Annotated in this window: 18 protein-coding genes; 7 read left to right on the top strand and 11 right to left on the bottom strand. The window is 64.1% G+C overall.

Going from position 1 to position 17,943, the window contains the following annotated elements; translation table 11 throughout:
- Positions 1–11 precede the first annotated feature (11 nt).
- The 10 genes from IAG25_RS31795 to IAG25_RS31750 all read right to left on the bottom strand — a co-directional run bounded on the left by IAG25_RS31795 (position 12) and on the right by IAG25_RS31750 (position 9,191).
- A complete protein-coding gene (locus tag IAG25_RS31795) occupies positions 12–407 on the bottom strand; it encodes a RidA family protein (protein WP_187608389.1) in 396 nt (131 codons plus the stop codon).
- Complete coding sequence (locus IAG25_RS31790) at positions 404–853, bottom strand: acyl-CoA thioesterase (protein ID WP_187608388.1); 450 nt, start codon at positions 851–853, stop codon at positions 404–406. Before IAG25_RS31790 ends, IAG25_RS31795 begins: the two co-directional genes overlap by 4 nt.
- The gene (locus IAG25_RS31785; RefSeq protein ID WP_187608387.1) at positions 850–2,031 is read right to left on the bottom strand and encodes an acyl-CoA dehydrogenase family protein; all 1,182 of its coding nucleotides are present in this window, start codon (positions 2,029–2,031) and stop codon (positions 850–852) included. Before IAG25_RS31785 ends, IAG25_RS31790 begins: the two co-directional genes overlap by 4 nt.
- The gene (locus IAG25_RS31780; RefSeq protein WP_187608386.1) at positions 2,032–2,883 is read right to left on the bottom strand and encodes an enoyl-CoA hydratase family protein; all 852 of its coding nucleotides are present in this window, start codon (positions 2,881–2,883) and stop codon (positions 2,032–2,034) included.
- Between the two features lie 11 nt (positions 2,884–2,894).
- Positions 2,895–3,455, bottom strand: a complete 561-nt coding sequence (locus IAG25_RS31775) for a MarR family winged helix-turn-helix transcriptional regulator (RefSeq protein ID WP_187608385.1) — start codon at positions 3,453–3,455, stop codon at positions 2,895–2,897.
- Complete coding sequence (locus IAG25_RS31770) at positions 3,452–4,213, bottom strand: SDR family NAD(P)-dependent oxidoreductase (RefSeq protein ID WP_187608384.1); 762 nt, start codon at positions 4,211–4,213, stop codon at positions 3,452–3,454. The genes IAG25_RS31775 and IAG25_RS31770 overlap by 4 nt, the downstream gene beginning before the upstream one ends.
- 2 nt (positions 4,214–4,215) lie before the next feature.
- Entirely contained in the window at positions 4,216–6,600 is a 2,385-nt protein-coding gene (locus tag IAG25_RS31765) for a bifunctional salicylyl-CoA 5-hydroxylase/oxidoreductase (RefSeq protein ID WP_187608383.1), read from the bottom strand.
- A gap of 106 nt (positions 6,601–6,706) precedes the next feature.
- Complete coding sequence (locus IAG25_RS31760) at positions 6,707–7,489, bottom strand: bestrophin-like domain (RefSeq protein WP_187608382.1); 783 nt, start codon at positions 7,487–7,489, stop codon at positions 6,707–6,709.
- Between the two features lie 68 nt (positions 7,490–7,557).
- Positions 7,558–8,175, bottom strand: a complete 618-nt coding sequence (locus IAG25_RS31755) for a dihydrofolate reductase family protein (RefSeq protein ID WP_187608381.1) — start codon at positions 8,173–8,175, stop codon at positions 7,558–7,560.
- A gap of 98 nt (positions 8,176–8,273) precedes the next feature.
- Positions 8,274–9,191, bottom strand: a complete 918-nt coding sequence (locus IAG25_RS31750) for a LysR family transcriptional regulator (protein WP_035502042.1) — start codon at positions 9,189–9,191, stop codon at positions 8,274–8,276.
- 158 nt (positions 9,192–9,349) lie between these two features.
- On the opposite strand from IAG25_RS31750, the gene IAG25_RS31745 reads away from it, so the two are divergent.
- From IAG25_RS31745 to IAG25_RS31730, 4 genes are read left to right on the top strand one after another with little or no spacing between them, the layout of a single operon-like run.
- Positions 9,350–10,699: an MFS transporter gene (locus IAG25_RS31745; protein WP_222946742.1), complete on the top strand. Its 1,350-nt coding sequence runs from the start codon at positions 9,350–9,352 to the stop codon at positions 10,697–10,699.
- 22 nt (positions 10,700–10,721) lie between these two features.
- Complete coding sequence (locus IAG25_RS31740; RefSeq protein ID WP_187608380.1) at positions 10,722–11,462, top strand: SDR family NAD(P)-dependent oxidoreductase; 741 nt, start codon at positions 10,722–10,724, stop codon at positions 11,460–11,462.
- The gene (locus IAG25_RS31735; protein WP_187608379.1) at positions 11,459–12,289 is read left to right on the top strand and encodes a sugar phosphate isomerase/epimerase family protein; all 831 of its coding nucleotides are present in this window, start codon (positions 11,459–11,461) and stop codon (positions 12,287–12,289) included. The genes IAG25_RS31740 and IAG25_RS31735 overlap by 4 nt, the downstream gene beginning before the upstream one ends.
- Positions 12,290–12,302: 13 nt before the next feature.
- Positions 12,303–13,133 (top strand): amidohydrolase family protein, encoded by an 831-nt coding sequence (locus tag IAG25_RS31730; protein WP_187608378.1) that lies wholly within the window; start codon positions 12,303–12,305, stop codon positions 13,131–13,133.
- Positions 13,134–13,153: 20 nt separating this feature from the next.
- On the opposite strand, the gene IAG25_RS31725 is transcribed toward IAG25_RS31730, so the two are convergent.
- Positions 13,154–14,179, bottom strand: a complete 1,026-nt coding sequence (locus tag IAG25_RS31725) for an SGNH/GDSL hydrolase family protein (RefSeq protein WP_187608498.1) — start codon at positions 14,177–14,179, stop codon at positions 13,154–13,156.
- A gap of 187 nt (positions 14,180–14,366) precedes the next feature.
- Between IAG25_RS31725 and IAG25_RS31720 the strand changes: the two genes are divergently transcribed.
- The 3 genes from IAG25_RS31720 to IAG25_RS31710 all read left to right on the top strand — a co-directional run.
- Positions 14,367–15,383, top strand: a complete 1,017-nt coding sequence (locus IAG25_RS31720) for a phosphotransferase (RefSeq protein ID WP_187608377.1) — start codon at positions 14,367–14,369, stop codon at positions 15,381–15,383.
- Entirely contained in the window at positions 15,380–16,651 is a 1,272-nt protein-coding gene (gene eno / locus IAG25_RS31715; RefSeq protein ID WP_187608376.1) for a phosphopyruvate hydratase, read from the top strand. Before IAG25_RS31720 ends, eno begins: the two co-directional genes overlap by 4 nt.
- A gap of 275 nt (positions 16,652–16,926) precedes the next feature.
- Positions 16,927–17,943: type VI secretion system Vgr family protein (locus IAG25_RS31710; protein ID WP_187608375.1), on the top strand; the 1,017-nt coding region annotated here is incomplete at its 3' end.

Raw genomic sequence — 17,943 nt, 5'->3', positions numbered from 1 at the left:
GTGCTCTCCGCTTAGTCGGGGATGACAGCCGTTGCTTCGATTTCCACCAGCGCGTCGTCTTCGATGAGCGCAACGACCTGCACCGCGCTCATCGCGATGTCGTAATCGCCGATCAGCTCGCGAAACGCCGCGCCGATTTCCTTCGCCGCCGCGAGATAGGCGCGCTTGTCGGTCACATACCACGTCATGCGCACGAGATGCGCGGGCTGGCCGCCCGCTTCGCGCAGAATGGCCACGACATTGCGCAGCGCCTGCACGGCCTGCGCGCCGAACTCGCGGCTGACGAAGCGCGCCTCTTCGTCCCAGCCGATCTGCCCGGCGATATACACCTGCGTGCCGCGCACCGCGACGCCGTTCGCGTAGCCGCGCGGCTTGATCCAGCCCGAAGGCAGAAGGGTCTTTTTCATGAGCGTGTCTCCTCGTTCAATGCGCGGCTCGTGCCCGGCGCGAAGTGTTCGATGGCGCGGGCAATATCGCCGGGAATGTCGATCGAGCGGCCATCGTCGAGCGATGTCGTGACCAGAACCTGCTTCGCGCGAAAGCGCACTTCGCCCTCGCAATGGCAGACGATATCGATACGAATCGAGCGCTGCCCGACGGAATCGACGGCAAGCGCGAGCGTCACCGTCTCACCCATGCGGCTCGGTCGCGAGAACTCGCAATTGAGCTTGACGATGGGCAGCCCGACGCGGCGCGCGGAGATCATCCGCGCATAGTCGATGCCGAGCGCGTCGTTGAACCAGTCCTCGACGAGCGCGTTCGTCATCACGAGGTATTGCGGGAAATAGACGATGCCCGCCGGATCGCAATGCGCGAAGCGGATGCGCATCGGCATGTCGAAGGTGCGTGTCATCGTTGACGTTCTCCGTGCGCTTTCAGCAAGTCTCGTCCGACGATCAGTTGCTGCACTTCCGTCGCGCCTTCATAGATGCGCAGCGCGCGAATCTCGCGATACAGCGATTCGACCGCAATGCCGCGTTTCACGCCGAGGCCGCCCCACAACTGCACGGCGGCGTCGATGACCTGTTGCGCGCCTTCGCTCGCGTGCCACTTCGCCATGGCCGCTTCGCGCGTGACGCTTTCGCCCTGATCGCGCAACCACGCGGCGCGATAGACGAGCAGCGCGCTCGTGTCGATGGTCAGCGCCATCTGCGCGAGCTTGGCCTGCGTCAGTTGAAAATCGCCGAGCGTCTGGCCGAACATCTTGCGCGACGCGGCGCGATCGAGGCCTTCCTGCATCGCGCGGCGTGCAAAGCCCAGAGACGCGGCCGCAACGGACGTGCGGAAAATATCGAGTGTGCGCATCGCGATCTTGAAGCCTTCGCCCGGCGCGCCGAGCATCTGGCTGCGCGGCACGCGTGCGTTATCGAAATGCAGGCGCGCGAGCGGATGCGGCGCGATCACGTCGATGCGTTCCGCGATCTGCAATCCCGGCGTATCCGCATCGACGATAAACGCGCTGATGCCGCGAGCGCCCGGCGCTTCGCCGGTGCGCGCGAACACGACATAGAAATCCGCGATGCCGCCGTTCGAGATCCAGGTCTTGTCGCCGTTCAGCAGGTAACTGTCGCCATCGGCGCGCGCATCGAGCGACATCGCCGCGACATCCGAACCTGCTTCCGGCTCGGACAACGCGAACGCAGCCAGCGCCGTGCCGTTCGCGACGCGCGGCAGATAGCGCGCCTTCTGCTCGCCGGTGCCCGCGAGCGAGATCGCGCCGGAGCCGAGCCCCTGCATCGCGAAGGCGAAGTCCGCGAGGCCGTCGTGCTTCGCGAGCGTTTCGCGCAGCAGACACACGGCGCGCGTATCGATCGTGTCGTTCGATGCGCCGTATTGCGTCCCGCCGATGCAATGCCTGAGCCAGCCCGCGTCGCCCAGCATGCGCACGAGGCGCTTGCAGGACGCGTCGGTATCGGCGTGATCGACGTGCTTCAGATGCGCGCTTGCCCATGCATCGAGATTGCGCGCGAGGTCGCGATGCCGTTCATCGAAGAAGGGCCACGCGAGCGCGCCGTGCAGATCGGCGTTCATTCAGTCTCCTTCGAACACGGGCCGCGTCTTCGCGGCAAATGCGCGATAGGCGCGCTCGAAATCGCGCGTGCTCATGCAGATGGCCTGGGCCTGCGCTTCCGATTCGATCGCTTCGTCGATGCTCATGCTCCATTCCTGATGCAGCATCTTCTTCGTGATGCCATGCGCGAAGGTCGGGCCCGCGACGAGTTCGGATGCGAGCTTCGCGGCTTCGTCGAGCAGGGTTTCGGGCGTGCAGAGCCGGTTGTAGAAGCCCCATTGATAGCCTTCGTCGCCGCTCGCGGAGCGGCCCGTGAAGAGCAGTTCGGACGCGCGTCCCTGGCCGATGATGCGCGGCAGGATCGAGCACGCGCCCATGTCGCAACCGGCGAGGCCGACGCGCGCGAACAGGAACGCGAGCTTGCTGCGCGCGGTGCCAAGACGCATGTCGGACGCCATCGCGAGGATCGCGCCCGCGCCCGCGCAGACGCCATCGACGGCGGCGACGACCGGCTGCGGGCAATGACGCATCGCCTTGACGAGATCGCCGGTCATGCGCGTGAAGAGCAGCAACTCGGGCATCGGCAGATCGATGAGCGGCGCGATGATTTCATGCACGTCGCCGCCGGAACAGAAGTTATCGCCCGCACCGTGAATCACGACGGCTTTCACATCGGTCGCATAGGCGAGCTGTCGAAACAGGTCGCGCAACTCCGCATACGATTCGAACGTCAGCGGGTTCTTGCGCTCGGGGCGGTTCAGCATGATGGTCGCGACGCCGTTGGTCACGGACCAGCCGAAGTGCGTCGTGCGATAGTCCGCGAGCGTGGTGCGGTTGCCGGCGAGAAGCGCGTCGGCGGCGGATGAGGTCATCGCTGTCTCCTTCAGTCCTTGAGCGTATTCATCAGATGCTGCTTGAGCTTGCCGAGCCGCTGATGCGTCTGCGATTTCTCGTTCAGTTCGAGGCCGCCGAACATTTCGACGACCCATTGCTCGTGCGCGGTCGCCATCTTGTCGAATGCGGTGCGGCCTTGCGGCGTGAGGCGCACGCTGGTCGAGCGGCGATCGTTCGGATCGGTATAGCGCGAGACGAGCCCTTCCTTTTCGAGCTGATCCGTGATGCCTGTCACGTTGCCGCCGGTGACCATCATGCGGCGCGAAAGCTCGGTCATCTTCAGCCCTTCCGGATGACGTTCGAGCTGCGCCATCAGATCGAAGCGCGGCAAGGTCGTATCGAACTCCGTGCGCAGGCGCTTGCGCAATTCGGCTTGCACGAGGTTCGTCGTCGTGAGCATGCGCAGCCACAGGCGCAGTCCCATGTGGCTGTCGGCGCCCGTGCTCATTTCCAGATCGACGACGTTGTCCGCCGGCTTCTCGATGCCTTTGCGCGGCGTTTTCTGCTCCGTCGCGGCGGTCGCTTTCTTGTTGCGTGCGGCGTGGGTCACGTGACTTCTCCACCTGATACGGAAATGGACTGGCCGTTCATCGCGTCGGAACCGGGCGCGCACAGCCATAGCACGGCGTTGGCGACTTCTTCCGGCTGCACGAAGCGGCGCTGCGGGTTGTGGCGCACGAGCGCGTCGCGTGCGTCCTGTTCGCTGCGCGAGGTCTTCGACATGATCTGATCGAGCGACGCGCGCAGCAGTTCGGTTTCGGTATAGCCGGGGCACACTGCGTTGACGGTGACGCCTTTGGTCGCGACTTCGAGCGCGAGCGCGCGAGTGAGACCGATGACGCCGTGCTTCGCCGCGCAATACGCGGCGACATACGCATAGCCGACTTGCCCCGCCGTGCTCGCGACATTCACGATGCGGCCATAGCCGCGTTCGAGCATCGAAGGCAGCACGGCGCGCGTGCAGAGAAACACGCCCGTGAGGTTCACGTCGAGCATGCGTTGCCAGAGCGCGGCGTCGGTATGCGTGAAGGGCGCGGCATGCGCATGGCCCGCGTTGTTGACGAGGATGTCGACGGCACCGACGCGAGAGAACGCTTCTGCGACGGCGGCTTCGTTCGTGACATCGACGCTCACGCACGCGACATCGCGATGAGCGCGCATCGCGTCGCGTTGTGCTTCGAGGCGCGCGAGATCGCGGCCCATCAGCGTGATGCGCGCGCCCGCCCGTGCGAGCGCCTGGGCGCACGATGCACCGATGCCGCTGCCGCCGCCCGTGATGACCGCGTGTTTATCAGCGATAGCCGTCATGATCAGACCGTTCCTTCGGCGCGTTGCGCCCGTTCTTGCGGCGTGAGGCGCGCGTTGTCGGCGGCGAGCGCGCGTTCGCGTTCCAGATTGCGTTCGAGTTGCGATTTGGCGGCGGCATACTGCTTCGGCCACGCGACATCGAAGTAACCGATCTTCGCGGCTTCGTTCAACGTCCACGATGGATTCGCGAGATGCGGACGCGCCACCGCGCAGAGATCCGCGCGTCCCGCCGCGATGATGCTGTTCACGTGATCCGCTTCCGATATCGCACCGACGGCGATCGTCGCGATGCCCGCTTCGTTGCGGATGCGATCGGCGAACGGCGTCTGGAACATGCGGCCGTACACGGGCTTTTCCTGCTTGCTGACCTGTCCCGATGACACGTCGATCATGTCCGCGCCCGCTGCCTTGAACGCACGAGCGATCTCGACTGCATCGTCGGGCGTCGTGCCGCCATCGACCCAGTCGTGCGCGGAAATCCGGACGGACATCGGCTTGTCTTGCGGCCATGCCGCGCGCATCGCGGCGAATACTTCGAGCGGATAGCGCAGACGATTTTCGAGCGAGCCGCCGTATTGATCGGTGCGCTGATTCGTGAGCGGCGAGAGGAAGCTCGACAGGAAATAGCCGTGCGCGCAGTGCAATTCGAGCCAGTCGAAGCCCGCTTGCGCCGCCATCTCGGTGGCGCGCACGAATTGCGCTTCGATCTCGCGCAGTTCTTCATGCGACGCCTCGCGCGACCATTGGCTCACGCCTTGCAAATACTGTTGCGGCGAAGCGGACACGAGCGGCCAGTTGCCATCGTCAAGCGGCTGATCGATGCCTTCCCAGCTCACGCGCGTCGATGCCTTCGCGCCCGCATGTCCGATCTGCATGCCGATCTTCGCATCCGATTGCGCGTGCACGAAATCGACGATGCGCGTCCACGCGGCAAGATGCTCCGGCGCATACATGCCGGGGCATCCCGGCGTGATGCGCGCTTCGGGCGACACGCACGTCATCTCCGTCATCACGAGCGCGGCGCCGCCCATCGCGCGCGCGCCGAGATGCATCAGGTGATAGTCGCCCGCGATGCCATCGACGGCGGAATACTGCGCCATCGGCGACACGACCACGCGATTCTTCAGCGTGACGCCGCGCAGCTTGAACGGCGTGAACATCGGTGGCACGGAACGTTGCTGTGCATCGCGTTCGATACCCGCACGCGCGGCGAGCCAGTCTTCGAATGCGGCGAGATAGCGCGCATCGCGTTCGCGCAGGTTTTCATGCGAGATGCGCTGTGAGCGCGTGAGCAGCGAATACGCGAACTGCTCCGGTTCGAAGGCCGCGTAACGGTCCACATGCTCGAACCATTCCGTCGAATTGCGCGCGGCGTTCTGAATGCGCAGCACATCGACGCTGCGCACCTGCGTGTAATGCGCGAGCGCGCCTTCGAGATCGCCGTTCTGTTTTGCAAACGCGGTGTCGATGCTGTTCGCGAGTTCGATCGCGTCTTCGAGCGCGAGCTTCGTGCCGGAACCGATCGAGAAGTGCGCGGTATGCGCCGCATCGCCCATCAGCACGACAGGCGTGCGCTTGCCGTTCGCGCCATCGCGCCAATGCACCCATTCGCGATTCACGACGCGCGGAAAGCGAATCCATTGCGCCGAGCCGCGCAAGTGCGTGGCGTTCGACATCAGCGCGTGGCCGTCGAGGTACTTTGCGAAGAGCTTTTCGCAGAACGCGATGCCGTCTTCCTTGCTCATGTCGGCGAGGCCGGCCGCGCGCCATACGCGCTCGGGCGCTTCGACGATGAACGTCGACGTGTTGTCGTCGAAACGATAGGCATGCGCCTGGAACCAGCCCCATTCGGTCTTTTCGAAAGCGAACGTGAAGGCCTCGAAGCACTTGTTCGTGCCGAGCCACACGAAGCGGCAATCGCGCATATCGATGTCGGGCTGATAGGTCGATGCGTATTTCTGCCGGACCGCGCTATTCGCGCCGTCGCTCGCGATGATGAGGTCGGCGTCGTAGTCGTCGTCGTTCACGACATGCGTTTCGAACACGAGCTTCACGTCGAGTTCTTCGCAACGCGCTTGCAGAATGTTCAGCAGACGCTTGCGGCCGATGCCGCAGAAGCCGTGACCCGACGAGCGGATCGTGCGGCCGCCGATATGCACTTCGATATCGTCCCAGTGATTGAACGCATCGAGGATGGCGTCGGCGCTTTGCGGGTCCGCCGCGCGCAGGTTGCCGAGCGTCTGGTCGGAGAACACGACGCCCCAGCCGAACGTGTCATACGGCCGGTTGCGCTCGACGACGGTGATGTCGTAGCCAGGGTGGCGGTGCTTCATCAAAAGCCCGAAATACAGGCCCGCCGGGCCTCCGCCAATGCAGACGATGCGCATGCTCGCTCTCCGACCGTTGTCTTCTCACATCGATAATTTAGGTTTAGATAGTTTAGATGTCAAGTAAATAGTCGATCGAACGAACGTGCGAAAGATGCCGGTGGAATCATCGATCCTCGGGGATGACCTGCAACAGCGGTTCGGGCGACACGGCGATCGCGCCCGAGAATGGCCGATCATGCGAAAGGATCAGCAACACGGTGGTCGCGAGGCACGCGCAAAACAAGCCGATCGCGATGGCGGACGTCAGCCGGTTTTCGCCATGAATCAGCGCGATCGCGAAGACGAGGCAGGCGGCGAGAATGCCCAGGCATAGCCACTTGATGCCGCTGACTTCGGAGCGGCTCACCAGAATGCGCTGACGACGTGCTTCGAGCGCCTGTTCGAGAGACACCGCGACCTGATGCTGCGCGGTCTGTTGTCCGGGCGTGTTCGCCGGCAACGAGAGCGCGAACTGCATCGCTTGGTTCAGCGTGGGCGGGCTGATCTTCAGCGTGACCACGCCTTGCGCCATCGAAGTCCATTCGGTCGTCGCCGTGTATTCGATGTATTCGCGCACCAGTTTGCGCAGTTGCGCTTGCGCGTCTTCCGGGAAAACCGCGGACAGGACGACGACGGAACGAAGCGCGCCTGCTTCCGTATCGACCGCGGCGTTGGCCTGCGACGTATCGTTCCAAACTTGGGCGGCGGTGAAGGCGATGAGCAGGCCGAAGATGACGCCGATCGGCGAGAGCAGGCCGGGAGAAAGCGCGATGAACGACCGCCGATGCGCGCTTGCCGCAAGCCGGCCCGCCACGAAATGGATCGCCGCTCCCGCGATGCCGACCACGCCGAAAACGACGAGCGTCATTTCCCATAACGGAAGGTTATGCAACCAGGTACTCGTCATCGGGACGTGCTCCGTGGCTGAACCGAAAGCACATTTAAGCACAAGCGAGATTGGTTTAGCGGTGCGCCCTATTCGAACGCGCCGGTGCGCACTTCGCCGTCGCGGATATAGCGCGTGACGATCACGCCGCCAGGCGTCTGCGTCGAATGCGCAAGCGTGAAAGCGGACACCAGCGCGTCGTCGCTGAACAGGCGCTTGCCGCGTCCCAGCATGACGGGGTAAATCAGAAGACAAAGTTCGTCGACGAGGCCGGCCGCGAGCAGTTGGCGCACCATGTCGCCGCTTCCGAACGTCAGCAGATCGGCGCCGTTCGCTTGTTTAAGCCCGCGCACCGCGTCGGCGAGACTGCCTTGCAGCGCGTGACTGTTCTGCCAGTCGAGATCATCGGGCCGATGCGTGGCGACGTGCTTGGCGACACGGTTGAACACGTCGGCGATGGCGCGGCTCTTCGAATCGGCCGGAACGTGCGGCCAGTGCGACGCGAAGATGTCGTAAGTACGGCGCCCGAGCAGCAGATCGAAGGGCTGCGCGATCAGGCTCTGCACGTGCTGGCCGATGGCTTCGTCGGCATAAGGCACGATCCAGCCACCCAGACGGAATTCGCCGCTGGTATCTTCGGTCGGGCCGCCGGGGGCCTGAATCACGCCGTCCAGACTGATGAAAGCCGAAACGATGAGCTTGCGCATAAATGTTCTCCATGTCGACGGACTCGATCGGTCCATCTAGACGACGAGCGAGTCGCGGGTAAATCGACAATGCTCATGCGCTACAAAACGAGTGCCGCTCAACTCGTTTCGCCCGGCATGTTGCCAATCCGCCGACCCAGTTCATCGGCGCGCCGCCAGACGGCCTGCATCAGCACCATCGCGCTTCTCGAGGGCGGCGAGAACTTCGAATAGACGAACGTCGATACCATCTCCAGATCTTCGACGAGCGGCCGCACGATGCAGTCGATGCCGCCGGTCGCGTATTCATCGACGATGGCGAGCCCGAGGCCGCCGCGCACGAGCGCGAGCGCCTGATCGGCGCGTGTCACGTCGACCGCCGACGTCAGTTCGACATCGGCCTGCTGGCACGCCCGCGCGATCATCGTGCCGAACGGAATGTCGCGCCTGAACAGGATCATCGGTTCGTCTTTGAGGTCCGCGAGCGCGATTCTCTCGCGCGCGGCGAACGGATGATCCGGCGGCAGCACGCATACCATCCGCCCGCGCATGAACGGCACGACTTCGAGATGCTCGTGCTCGATCGGCAGCGAGGTCACCGCCACTTCGACGCTCTTGCTCAGCACTTCCAGCGGCATGTCGGCCATGAGCGTCGTATGCCAGTCGACTCTGAGCCCCGGCAACTGCCGCTTCAGTTCGACGATGGCGGGCGCGACGACGGCCGGCGCGAGCGACGGGCTGCACGCGATACGCAACAGGCTTGCCGGGCCGAGCGCGAGCGCCCGCGCGAATTCATCGACGCGCAGCGCCGACTGATAAACCTGCTCGACTTCGCGAAACAGGGCCTGCGCCTCGGCGGTCGGAATGAGGCGGCCCTTCGCGCGCTCGAAGAGGCGCAGTCCCAGCGTGGTCTCGGTATGCGCGACGAGCTTGCTGACAGCCGGTTGCGACACATACAGCATCTTCGACGCGGCATTGATCGAGCCCGTCAGCATGACCGCGCGAAACACCTCCATTTGCCGCAGCTTGAAGCGCATCGTTTCTCCGGCTGCCCATCGAGGGCGATTAACCAAAGGTTATAGGGTAGCCGAAACTCGGCATACGACAGCCCACGGCCAACTCTCTAGTATTTCCAGGACGCGTCGGGCCTTTGCCACGGCGGCGCGCAGACCGGAAAACATTGGACGGAGACACGATGAACCAGACCCACTCGCCTCGCGCGATCGGCGCGCAACCCGCCGCGGCGGCGCCGGCCGCGACGCGCACCCGCGCGCGCTTCGGCATCCTAGCGCTGCTCGCGATCGGCACGATGATCAACTACCTCGATCGCAGCGTCGCCGGGATCGCGGCGCCCGGCATGAGCCACGAACTGGGTCTGACGCCGGCGCTGATGGGCGTGATCTTCTCCGCATTTTCGTGGACCTACACCGCGTCGCAGATTCCGGGCGGCGTGATGCTCGACCGCATCGGCACGCGCTGGACCTATTTCTTCGCGCTGACGCTGTGGTCGCTGTTCACCGGTCTGCAAGGACTCGCGACGGGCTTCGTCTCGCTTTTGATCATGCGGCTCCTGATCGGCATTGCAGAGGCGCCGTGCTTTCCGACCAACAGCCGCGTCGTCGCGATATGGTTTCCGCAGAGCGAGCGCGCCCGCGCGACGGGCGTCTACACGTTCGCGGAGTATGTCGGTCTCGCGTTTCTGAGCCCGCTGCTTTTCTGGATCGATCATCGCTATGGATGGCGTGCGCTGTTCGGCATCGTCGGCGCGGTCGGCATCGTGTTCGGCGCGATCTGGCTCATGCGCTTTCGCGAACCGCACGAGTCGAAACGGGCGAATCGCGCCGAGCTCGACTACATCGCGAGCGGCGGCGGCGTGGTCGACGGCAGCCAGCAGGCGACGCGTTTTCGCTGGTCCGATATCGCCGCGCTCCTGCGCCGCCGCAGCATGCTCGGCATCTGCATCGGCCAGTTCGCGTGCAATTCGACCAACGTGTTCTTCCTGACCTGGTTTCCGACCTATCTCGTCACCGAACGCCACATGCCGTGGCTGAAGGTCGGCATGGTCGCGGTGCTGCCGTTCATCGCCGCGTCGGTCGGGACGCTCGCGGGCGGCTGGATTTCCGATGCCATGCTGCGTCGCGGCATCTCGCTGAACTGGTCGCGCAAGCTGCCGGTGATCGCCGGGCTCGTCGCCGCATCGAGCATCGTGCTGGCGAATTACGTCGATTCGATCACCGTGGTGATCGCGATCCTGTGCGTTGCGTACTTCGCGCAGGGGATGTCGGCGCTCGCCTGGATGATCGTCTCCGATATCGCGCCGAAGGGCCTGCTGGGCCTGAGCGGCGGCATCTTCAACCTGTTCGCGAATGCGGCCGGCATCGTCACGCCGCTCGTGGTCGGGCTGATCGTCAACGCGACAGGCTCGTTCGTGTATGCGCTCGCCTTCATCTCGGCCGTGACGCTGCTCGGCGCGCTCTCGTATGTGTTCGTCGTCGGCGATATCAAGCGGATCGAATTCGCGGGCTCCGCTTCCTCCTCCATCTGAAGACCTCAAGGAAATCATTGCAATGAGTCACTCTCTCGACGGCCGCATCGCCATCGTGACGGGCGCCGCGCGCGGGATCGGCCTCGGCATCGCCCAGAAGCTCAAGGCCGACGGCGCGCGCGTCGCGATCTGGGACCTCGATGTCGCCGGCTGCGATGCGCGGCGTCTTGGCTTCGAAGCCGATCATCTGCAGCAGGTCGATGTCGCATCGCACGAATCGGTCGGACGCGCGTTCGAGGCGACCGTCGCGGCGCTCGGACATATCGACATTCTCGTCAACAACGCGGGCATCAACGGGCCGGTCGCGCCGAGCTGGGAATATCCGGTCGATGCGTGGCAGCGTGTGCTCAACGTCGATCTGAACAGCGTGTTCTACTGCTGCCGCGCCGCCATCCCGCATATGCGCGCGAGGGGCGGCGGGCGTATCGTCAATATCGCGTCGATCGCCGGGAAGGAGGGCGTGCAGTACATCTCCGCGTACTCCGCTGCGAAAGCGGGCGTGATCGCGTTCACGAAGTCGGCCGCGAAGGAACTGGCGCGCGACAACGTGCTGATCAACTGCGTCGCGCCCGCGATGGTCGAGACGGAGCTGTTCAACGAGATGTCGGAACAGCACATCGAGGCGAGCAAGGCGAAGATTCCGATGGGCCGCTTCCTGCAGATCGACGAAGTCGGCTCGATGGTGAGCTGGATCGCGAGTCCCGCGTGCAGCTTCACGACGGGCTTCACCTTCGATCTGACGGGCGGGAGGGCCACGTATTGAAGGCCGCTCCGCTCCCGGCGCGGCCTCTCGCGGTCGCGCATCTGACCGCGCTGGACATCGCGCCCGTGCCGTGGGTCCGTCTCGCCGCGCGTGCGGGTTTCGACGCGGTCGGTCTGCGCATGCATCCGGCGGTGCCGGGCGGCGTCGCGTATCCGCTGGCGTCCGGCTCCGCGGCGCTTCATGAATTGCGGGACGCGCTCGCGGGCGAAGGCATCGCGGTACATGACGTCGAATTCATTCCCGTCGTGCCGGCGCTCGATCCCGCTTCGTTTGCGCCGCTCTTCGAAGCGGCGGCGTCGCTCGGCGCGCGTTGCGTGAACGTATCGGGCGATGATCCGGACGAGGGCCGGCTTGCCGCCAATCTCGCCGCGCTGGCCGAACTCGGCCGTCCGTTCGGCTTGCGCATCGATCTGGAATTCATGCGCTGGCGGCATGTCGGCTCGCTCGCGCAAGCTCGTGAGATGATCGCGCGGGTCGGTCATCCGAATCTCGCGGTGCTCGTCGACGCGCTGCATCTGTCGCGCTCGGGCGGCACACCGGACGATATCGCGAGGATGCCGCCCGGCTGGATCGGTTCCGCGCAACTGTGCGATGCGCGCGCCGCGCTTCCCGCCAGCGACGACGATGCGATCCGTGAAGCGCGCACCGATCGCCTGCCGCCGGGCGACGGCGCGCTGCCGCTCGACGCGCTGCTGCGCGCGTTGCCTGCGGATGTGGCGCTGAGCGTCGAGATGCCGTATCCGTCGCTGCCCGCCGACGCGCGGCTTGAGCTTGCGTACGGCGCGGCGCGGCGAGTGTTCGACGGGCTCGGCGTCGTGTCGGTCTGAATGGGGAACAGAGATGAGCGTATTCGAAGAAGACAAGATCGACTGCCACTGCCACGTGTTCGATCCCGCGCGCTTTCCGTATCGGGAGGACACGCCGTATCGGCCGGCGCAGCAGGAAATCGGCACGGCTGCGCAGTTCGTCCGGGTGATGGATGCGTATGGCGTGCGGCATGCACTGCTCGTCGGTCCGACGAGCGGCTACCGGACCGACAACCGCTGCCTGCTCGATGCACTGGAGACATACGAAGGACGCCTGCGCGGCATCGCCGTGGTCGATGACGACATATCGCGCAACGAGCTTGCGGCGCTGCATCGCGCGGGCGTCGCCGGTGTCGCGTTCAACCCGGCGATGGAAGGCGTCGATGCCGTGCTCGGCGCGGGCGCGCTCTTCGCGTCGCTTGCGGACCTCGGGATGGTCGCGCAGATTCAGGTAACCGGTGACCAGATGGTCGCGCTCGAATCCTGGCTGTCGCGGCAGGCGGCGCCGATCGTGATCGACCACGGCGGGCGGCCCGACATCGGCGCGGGCATCGCGCAGGCCGGCTTTCAGGCGCTGCTGCGGCTCGCGGACAGCGGCCGCGCGAGCGTCAAGCTGTCGGGCTGGCAGAAGTACTCGGCGCGCGCGCATCCGTACGAAGACGCGTGGCCGTATGCGCAGGCGCTGCTACGCGCGTTCGGGCCGCAAAACTGCGTCTGGGGTTCGGACTGGCCGTTCCTTCGGGCGCCTGAGCGGCTCGATTATGGGCCGCTGCTGACGCTCTTCGGGCAGATCGTGCCCGATGCGCAAGTGCGTCGACAGATTCAATGGGAGACGCCGCGCCGGATTTTCGGTTTCGGCGCGTAGGCGAACGGGCGCCGTCGCGATCAGTGCCCCAGCCCGCTCGCCGCGATCTGCTGCTCGACGTATTGCGCGAAGAGAGCGTGCATGCGCGTCGTCGGATGGAGATCGTCGGCGAACATGTAAGTCTGGTCCGCGTTCGACGAGACGTAAGTCGCTCGTGAGCAGAGCAGCGACGTGTCGTGCGGTGTTTTCGACGGATCGCATGCCTGACCCGTGTTGGACACGGTGAAGCCATTGGCCTGAAAGTTCGCGATGGTCTGCGTCGTCCAGGCGTAGGAGTCGACGACGATGACCTTGCCCTGCAGACCGTTCGATTGCAGGGCGGAGTTCAGCGTCGCGTTGAAGAGCTGCGACAGTTGGGTGAAGTTGCCGCCGCCATCCGACGACTTGATGCCATCGGGCGAAAGTCCGATGTTCGGTACGTTGACCACCACGACATGCACGCCCCCGCTCTGCACGATCTGCGCGACTTGTTGCGCGAGCGTGGTTGCCGCGGTCTGCACGGTCGTGTTCGCGGCGGGCGGACTGCCGGCGCGCAGCACGTCGTTGGCACCGGCCCAGACGAGCACGAGCTGGCTCGAATTGAAACTGCCGTGCGACGCCAGATAGCTCGAAATCTGCTGCGTGACCGGCATCTCGACATTGCCGATCACGTCCGTCAGGAACTGATTCTGATCGGCCGGCGTGGCGACCGTAGCGCCGCCTTGTGCGTAGCCCAATCCGCTTTGGGCCTTCAGTTCGTGCCCGAGGTCGATCGTGAAAGCCGCGGTGAGCGTGTCGCCGTAATACTGCGCGACGTCCTGGGACCATACCTGTCCGGGATTCGTCGTGAATCGTCCGCCGCCGACCACGCCCGCGATCGGCTGATACGTCCCGACGTCCGACAGACTGTCTCCGAACGCCACGACCTGCAACTTGACGCCGCCCGCGGGCGCCGAAGAACTGCTTCCGCCCGAGTCGCCGCTGCTGCCGCCGCATGAGGTAAGCAGTGCAATCAGGATGGCAGAAATTGCGTGGCGAATGCCGGGGGTGATTCGGGTATGACGCATCATTCCTCCGTGCCAGCCCCGGCCGGGGCGGGATTGCCCGCGATGGCGGTTGGTCGTCGGCCGCGCGTGAGTGGCTGTCTGGAACATCGGTAAGCAAGAAAGATGCGCCTCGCGTGTTTCCCGTGGCGAATCGGCTACCATTGGCCGACGACGGCTCGTTCGAATCACTGCTGCGAGGACGCCAGGGGTGGACCACTACATCGATCTTGCAGGCGATCCTTCCGCACTCGCGCATCTGCTGCGACGACTGCACCTTGCTGATGACGTCGCCTCCGCGACGCTCACGCCGCTAACCGGCGGCGTGTCCTCGAATATTTTCCGGCTCGATATCGGCGATGAGACCTACTGCCTGAAGCAGGCTCTGCCCAAGCTCAAGGTCGCGAAAGACTGGATCGTGCCGGTCGAGCGCGTCTATGCGGAGATCGGCTGGCTTCGGACGGCTGGCCGGATCGTGCCGGGTCATGTGCCTGATGTGCTCGGCGTCGATCACGAAACCAAGAGCTTCGTCATGGCGTTTCTCCCGCCGACATACGCGAACTGGAAACGCGAGTTGATGGATGGCCGCGTCGATCCGGAGATCGGGGCGCAACTGGGCGACGTGCTGGGCCGGATTCATGCGGCGACGGCAGGCGACGCGGACATCGCCGCCCGTTTCGCGAATGACGATACCTTTCACGCGATCCGTCTCGAACCGTATCTGGAAGAAGCCGCTCGACAGAATCCGCGAGTGGCGGCGGCGCTGCGCTCGCTGATCGAGCGGACGTCGGGCACGCGAGAAGCGCTCGTTCATGGCGATGTCAGCCCGAAGAACATCCTGTTGGGACGGGCGGGGCCGGTGATCCTGGATGCGGAATGCGCGTGGTACGGCGATCCTGCCTTCGATGTGGCCTTCTGCCTCAATCATTTCCTGCTCAAGTCGGCGCGCTCGCCGGGTGCGCTTGCCGCGTTATTGCTGTCGTTTGCGAAGCTGGTCGCGCGTTACGTGCCGCATATCGCGTGGACGAAACCGGACGCGTTGCTCGACCGCGTCGCGTCGCTGCTCCCGGCGCTGCTGCTGGCGCGCGTGGACGGCAAATCGCCGGTGGAGTATCTCGACGAAGACCGCCGCGCCCGCGTGCGCGCCGCCGCGATCGAACTGATCGGGCGGCCGGACAGCACGCTCTCCGACATCACAACGCTCTGGCAAAGGGAGTTTTCCGTATGAGTCGAATCGAAGAAGTGCGAGCGCGGCGTATCTGGGATTCGCGCGGACGGCCGACTGTCGAAGTGGAAATCGTCACTGAAACCGGGGCGCGGGGACGCGGCATCGCGCCGGCCGGTGCGTCTCGCGGTTCGCGAGAAGCGATGGAACTCCGCGATGGCGGCACGGCGTTCGATGGCAAGGACGTCAAAACGGCCATCGCCGGCATCGCGCGCGAGATTGCGCCCGCGTTGCGAGGCCACGAGGTCGCGGAACAGGCGGCGATCGATGCGATGCTCATCGCGCTCGATGGCACGCCGGACAAGTCGCGGCTCGGCGGCAACGCGCTGATCGCGACATCGCTTGCCGCCTTGCACGCTGCCGCGAACGAGCGAGGCTTGCCGCTCTGGCGTTACGTCGCGGGCGACGAGGAGGTGACGTTGCCGCTTCCGCAAATCCAGATTTTCGGCGGCGGCGCGCATGCGGAACGGCGCGTCGATGTGCAGGATTTCATGGTGATCGCGACATCGGCCACGAGTTTCGCGCAGGCGCTCGAAATGACCGCCGAGGTCTATCGGCACGCCGGCGTGCTGATGCGCAAACGCGGCGCAGCGCAGGGCGTGGCGGACGAAGGCGGATGGTGGCCCGCGTTCTCCAGCAACGAGGAGGCGATGGACGTGCTGGTCGCATCGATCGAAGCGGCGGGTTTCGTTCCGGGCACGGATATGGGCATTGCGCTGGACATCGCCGCGTCGGAATTCGGCAAGGGCGGACAGTACACGCTCGGGCTGGACAATGTGCGGCTCGATACCGACGCGATGATCGAGAAGTTGCTGGGGTGGATTGAGCGATACCCGATTGTGTCGATCGAAGACCCGCTATCGGAAGACGATGAGGCGGGGATGATCGCGTTCACGCGAGCGGCGGGAAGCAAGGTGCAGATCGTGGGCGATGACTTTTTCGTTACGCGCGCTGGGCTTATCGAGGATCGTGCGGCGAAAGGGGCTTGCAATGCGGCGCTCATCAAGCTCAATCAGGCAGGTACCGTGACGGAGACGCTCGCGGCGCTTCGGGCGGCCAGGAAGCATGGTTATGCGTCGATTGTGTCGGCGAGATCGGGGGAAACCGAGGATGTGTCGATCGTTCATCTTGCGACGGGGTGGAATGCAGGGCAGTTGAAGGTCGGGTCGTTCTCGCGGTCCGAGCGGATGGCGAAGTGGAATGAAGGCATTCGGATCGAGGAGGGTGGGGCGATGGGGTTTGCTGGGGCGGCGGTGTTGTTTCGAGGTTGAGGGCTTGGTTGTTAGCGAAGTGCTCTGTATTCGGAATAATCCGAAAAGTGTGTGTTCCGTTTTTTCTAAGCTTTTGAATCCTATGTAATCCTTCACAAAACCTTCGGACTGCGAGTTATAGGTACATCCATGAAGGCGGTTTTTGGGTAATAATTGCCTGCGCCCATTCGAATTGCAGATGACAAGCAATCGAAACGGAGTGCGCTGGGGTTCGAATCATATCGCCTCAGCGTGCCCGTCAGTCGGACGGCGCCACTTCAGGGAGCTTCTTTCGCATGTCGATGGTGATACCCAATCAGGCCTACAGCCTGACTCTCAAGCCGCAACCGGCGCCGATCTCGGTTCTTCGATTCAATGGCCGCGCAGACATTAGCGCGCTGTATGAATATCGCATCGAATTCACAAGTGCGCTTGCCGACATTTCGATGGACCAGGTCGTAGGCAGGGCGGCGACGTTTTCCATTGAGCCTGTTGATCCGGCGCAAGGTTATCTGGAACAAATGTTCGGGTCGCGCTGGAAAGACTTCAGCAAGATGCCGTTGAAGTATTCGACGCACGGGATTATTCAGCGCTTCGAGAACCTTGGATCATCGGCCGATGAGACGCACTATCGCGTCACGCTTGTTCCGAAAATTGCGGACCTCGCCAGGGTAAGGAAGAGCCGGCTATTCCAAAAGCAATCCGTTGTCGAGATCATCACTGATACGTTGCGCCACTACGGTTATCGCCTGGGCGTCGATTTCGATTTCAAGAGTCTGCGCGGAAAATACAAGCGGTTCGAGTACGTTACTCAATTTCACGAGACCACGTTTTCCTTTATTCAAAGGCTCTGCGCCGAAGCGGGAATCTGGTTCCGTTTCGAGCAGAAGAGCGATCGCACCATCATCATCTTTGGCGATGATCTGGATGCGTACGCGCGCAAGCAGCGTGTTTTGCCTCTACGATCGCACTCCAGTCTGGAGAGCGCGGGTGTGGAGTCCGTTCGGTCTTTGAGGACCATCACGCAGCGCGTGCCCGAAGCGATTCAGTTGAACGACTACAACCATCGTCAGGCGGATGTGTCGCTGCTGATCGAGCAGAACGCCGCGCCGGGCGACAAAACGACGGATGGCGTCGATAACCACTGGGGCGAGCATTACGAGACGCTGGAAGAGGGGCGCGAGATCGCCCGTCGGCGTCACGAGGAGCATCTGGCCACGCAGATCAGCTATCGCGGCCGGGGCAATCCGTTCTCGCTCGAAGTCGGCGAGGTGATGGGGCTTGATGCGAATCCAAAGGATGCGCCGCACGGG

Origin of the sequence: Caballeronia sp. EK (assembly GCF_014384845.1) — a bacterium.
Taxonomy (GTDB): Bacteria; Pseudomonadota; Gammaproteobacteria; order Burkholderiales; family Burkholderiaceae; genus Caballeronia; species Caballeronia jiangsuensis.
Note: the sequence above shows the minus strand (reverse complement) of the source record. Positions and strands in the feature narration are given on the sequence as shown.